1 protein-coding gene is annotated in these 1,195 nt (G+C 41.8%); it reads right to left on the bottom strand.

Going from position 1 to position 1,195, the window contains the following annotated elements:
- Nucleotides 1-95 precede the first annotated feature (95 nt).
- Entirely contained in the window at nt 96-1,085 is a 990-nt protein-coding gene (locus JMV76_RS14625) for a LysR family transcriptional regulator (RefSeq protein WP_045444529.1), read from the bottom strand.
- Nucleotides 1,086-1,195 lie beyond the last annotated feature (110 nt).

Genomic DNA, 1,195 nt, shown 5'->3' with positions numbered 1-1,195 from the left:
GTTTAATAAATAAGCAACTGATAACCAAAAATAAATGGCTTAAAACAAATGGCTTAAAACAAATGGCTTAAAACAAATGGCTTAAAACAAATGGCTTAAAACAAATGATTCATCACAGGAATTTCTTGTGGTGGATTCTCTTCTTCGTCAACAATTTGACGAGCCACATGCATGATAAGCTGACGCAACCAACGATGGGCGGGATGATGCTGCAACAAAGGCGACCACGCCATCGTTAGCTCAAATTCAGGGATAAAAAATGGTGGCTCGACCATCATGATACTGTCGTTATTAGCCTGCATTTTTGCCACACGCGTAGGCAAAGTTGCAACCAAATCTTTATTGGCTGCAAGCATGGCTGGCATTTGATAGTGGCGGGTAAAAACACTGATTTGACGTTTTTGACCTAAACGTTGCAGTGCTTGATCAATTGAACCTAGGCCACCAGATTTTTCTGGATTGACACCAAATCCCACACCCATACCAGTTTTAGAGACCCAAACGTGCTGCGCCTTAAGATAATTTTTTAGATTAAAGCGATGAGCATAGGGACTGTCAGAGGACAATAGGCAGCTAAAGGTATCACGCCAGACCAAAACTTGGTGGAAACTTTGCGGAATTTCATTAAAGCGGTTGATCGCCAAATCCACTCGCCCCTGCTCCATATCACGATATGAGACGTCCGATGGCGTTAAAAAATCTAAGATGACATTTGGTGCCTCTGAGCGCAATGCTTTGACCAATTTTGGTACCAATGTCGCTTCAGCATAGTCTGAGGTCATGATACGAAAAACGCGCGAGGTACTATAAGGACGAAATTCTGTGCGTGGCTCTAATACTTGTGTCAAATCCGCCAGTATCTCACGAATGCGTGGTTGCAGCTCAAGCGCACGCTCAGTCGGCGTCATCCCTTCTGATGAACGCACCAATAAAGGATCGTTAAATAACTTACGCAAACGGCGCAAAATATTACTCATGGCAGGTTGGGTAATGCCAAGCTGCTCAGCTGCACGAGTGACGTTTTTTTCTCGTAACAACACATCTAGATGTACCAATAAATTTAAATCTACCCGCTGCAAATTCATATATGTCTCTTTACCTTAAAATAAATACCACTACAAACGCGGCGTTTTTTGCCCTGTTATTTAGTATAAATCATCTATAACAGCATGAAATAAGGACAATTTTATATTAA

The organism is Psychrobacter cibarius (genome assembly GCF_904845955.1).
Lineage (GTDB): Bacteria > Pseudomonadota > Gammaproteobacteria > Pseudomonadales > Moraxellaceae > Psychrobacter > Psychrobacter cibarius_B.
Note: the sequence above shows the minus strand (reverse complement) of the source record. Positions and strands in the feature narration are given on the sequence as shown.